Origin of the sequence: Nocardia sp. NPDC004168 (genome assembly GCF_040610355.1) — a bacterium.
GTDB lineage: Bacteria > Actinomycetota > Actinomycetes > Mycobacteriales > Mycobacteriaceae > Nocardia > Nocardia sichangensis.
Map to the genome: position 1 here is coordinate 1 of NZ_JBEXME010000091.1, position 2,916 is coordinate 2,916.

Sequence of the window (2,916 nt, forward strand, 5' to 3'; positions counted from 1 at the left end):
TGCCGTTGTGCCGTGGCGTGTAGGGGGTGATGCGCTGATGCCCCGCTCCGAGCAGGACTTTCGCGAAGTCGGTCGCTTTGTAGCAGGCGCCGTTGTCGGTGACGATCCGCTGGATGTGGCCGATGTCGTGAGCGGCGAAGAACGCTCGTGGAGAGTCTCTCATCAAGGCGCGTCGAAGTGGGTCAATCAATCGCGTCGCTTCGGTGAGGTCGGACTCCGAGGACCGGTCCTCGGTACCGCACCTGCAGCCAGCAGCGGTGGTCGCCCGGATCGGGCGGTCGCGCCGGGACGACAGTGGTCGGCACGGCGGATCGGTTTCGAACTCGAAGCCGCCGGGTCGATATCGCGGTGCGGACGGTGAGCAGTCAGTTCGCGCATCTTGCGCTGAATCGCCGCAGGTTCATCGACTCCTGCGGCGATAGCACAGGCACCACGTCGTAATTCGTGGCCCGCCGGCTAGGCCATATGGTGCACGTCGATGGGAAGGAGGTGGGCCGGATACCCGCTGGTGGTGGCTGGCGTTTCCACGGCGCGGGCACGGAGAAGCCAATCGTGTCCACGGCGCGGCTTGGAGAAGGGCCCAGACTGTCGCTCGTGCCAGGAAATGCAGCGCCCCGTGTCCACCGCGGAGTTGGGAATTCTGATCCGATCGATGCCCGCCTCATCGCCGAAGCCGCGCTGCGCGTCCCAGTAACAGCTCAAGACCCATGACCAGTGAATGCATCGCGACAGCCAACGCGCTGATGCGTGCGATCGACCTTGACGCTGATGCGTGCGATCGACCTTGACATCGCCGCCGACTGCGCAGCAGGCAGATACTCGAATCTCCCGGTGGCGGCAACCCACGCGGCTTTGCAGAATCGAGGCCTCCGGCCCAAACTTCGGTGGGCCTTCATACCGTCTAGAGCCATCGGGTGGTCGATCGTTGTCCACATTGTCTGCCAAACTCCGGCGCCCCAGCGACCACTTCTACAGCAACGCGGTTTCCGGCGAAGACACCGCCCACATTCCCACAAATATCAGCAGCAGTTCGAGAAAACTCCCTCGACTTGCCCGCTAGAACCAGAAACCAGACACCGTTCGCGGAATGTACATAGCTATATCTCTTGGATCGTACGACTCTATCCTCCATTGTAGATTGGCTGGTCGGGTCACTCCTTCGAGTGTTCAGCAGAAGCCCCACGCCTTCGATCGGCACAATGCGGCGAGATTAACCACATAGATTAGCACTTCCCATGGGCCGAGAGTAAATGATATCATACTTCATCGCCTCGCGGGATCACATTTCCGGCTATACATGTATCGTTACCAGCTTGCCTCGCTCTAGAAATATACGAATACTCAGATGGGGTTATTCCGCTGAACTTTCTGAAATCGCGATTTAGGTGAGACTGATCTGCGTACCCACAATCAACCGCAATCTCATGTACCGGAGTATGTGGATGCCGCCGAAGGCGGCGTCGCACTCGATCGAAACGGATGATTCGGGCGGCGGATTTAGGCGGCAAACCTACTTGCTGAGTAAATCTCGCGATTAAGTGCTTGTGACTCCACCGTACTTCTTCTGCAATTCTACCAATCGGCATTGTTCCCCCGCTATCAACAAGGAGGGACCAAGCTCGTTCCACGCCAGGCAGGACACCAGGCCCGCACTCGGTTCGATCGAGTAGAAGTCCTTCAATCATATCGAAACGTCCTGCCCAAGTTTTTTCGCCATAGATACGATCAGTCAACTCCCCACCTTGCGAACCAACAAGATCGCTCAGATCGACGGCAGTCTTTGCACGGGTCGTAATATACCCTGTTGCACCTCCAAAAATGGAATACGCACCCAAGGGACTGAGCCACACTTCAAGATATTCTGAAGACGTAGATAGGTCGATCGAGAGAGGTGAAACCCTAGGTCCTATAACGAAACTGCGCGGACGATTTGCATTGTCTAACTTTACAAGAATTTGAACCGCAGTAGTAGCGGAAAAAATAGTAGAACGTTCGCGAGCCTGGGCGATTCTAGAATATCCAGCGTAACAGCGGACCACTATCGGAGCCAATTGAGCATGGGGTGCTCTACTAACCCGTGGCACACGGTACTCCTCTGGAATTTCCCACGCTAAATGCTTCTGCTTTACGCTTGCTTGGTCCATATCAAACATACCTCGGCGCGCGCACAGTCAGTAACAAGTCCGGTGAAGGACAACGGCTGCCGAATCGAAGGAAAGCCATAACTTAAGTAGATCCTCACTTGCGATTGCACCGCCGCCTGTATATCGCGGCTCACATTCGAACGCTTGCGAACTATAGCTACTACATATGCACGCTTAGATCGAATTCAATCCAGTTAGAAATCCTCGATGAAATACTTGAACTCCATAGTCGTGCCGGTCTGCAGTTAACTGCACATCAGATGATCCGAATGCATTAAACGAAACTCGGAAGGGTTACACAAATGCACACCAAGAGAATGGCTTTGGAAGCGACCGCAGCAAGCACCAACACATCGAACACTCTCTGCCCGAATTGAATAACTAAGGCATTTTTGCCACGTGGGCGACCAGATTACAACTTCAGATAGATGAAGTTCGAACCGGCGCTATTTGGCACGAGATCGCTGTCGCATGACACATTGCGTCTGAAACTTCTTCCGTAATCAAATTAGCTCCTCGCTCGTAGGCAGCGACCTTCCTAACAAACCCTCGCCATGCGAGGGCATGTTGAGCATCGCCTTATAGGTAGGTCTTCGTCATAGGCAAAGGGCAAAGGGCTACTTAGTGCCGTGTCCGCGGAGGTCGATGCTGTAACCGCCATCGGGGTGGTGGTTGATCTAGTGCTGCGTTCCTCAAAGATCATGTATCTTGTTGCTGGTCTTGGTGGTTCAGGTGTGGTTGAGGTGGGTCCTGCCGAAGGTATTGGTTGCGC

At 55.1% G+C, this 2,916-nt stretch carries 1 protein-coding gene and 1 pseudogene; both read right to left on the reverse strand.

The window, feature by feature from the left end; all coding sequences use genetic code 11:
- Positions 1 to 148: pseudogene (locus ABZW96_RS37455) on the reverse strand (IS481 family transposase); the annotation flags it as partial.
- 1,108 nt (positions 149 to 1,256) lie between these two features.
- Positions 1,257 to 2,153, reverse strand: coding sequence for a helix-turn-helix transcriptional regulator (locus ABZW96_RS37460; RefSeq protein ID WP_355081611.1), 897 nt, complete (start codon positions 2,151 to 2,153; stop codon positions 1,257 to 1,259).
- Between the last annotated feature and the right edge of the window lie 763 nt (positions 2,154 to 2,916).

What these genes read in the sequence shown, in the direction of transcription:
- ABZW96_RS37460 (WP_355081611.1), bottom strand. Translation starts at nt 2,153, where the DNA reads ATGTTTGATATGGACCAAGCAAGCGTAAAGCAGAAGCATTTAGCGTGG.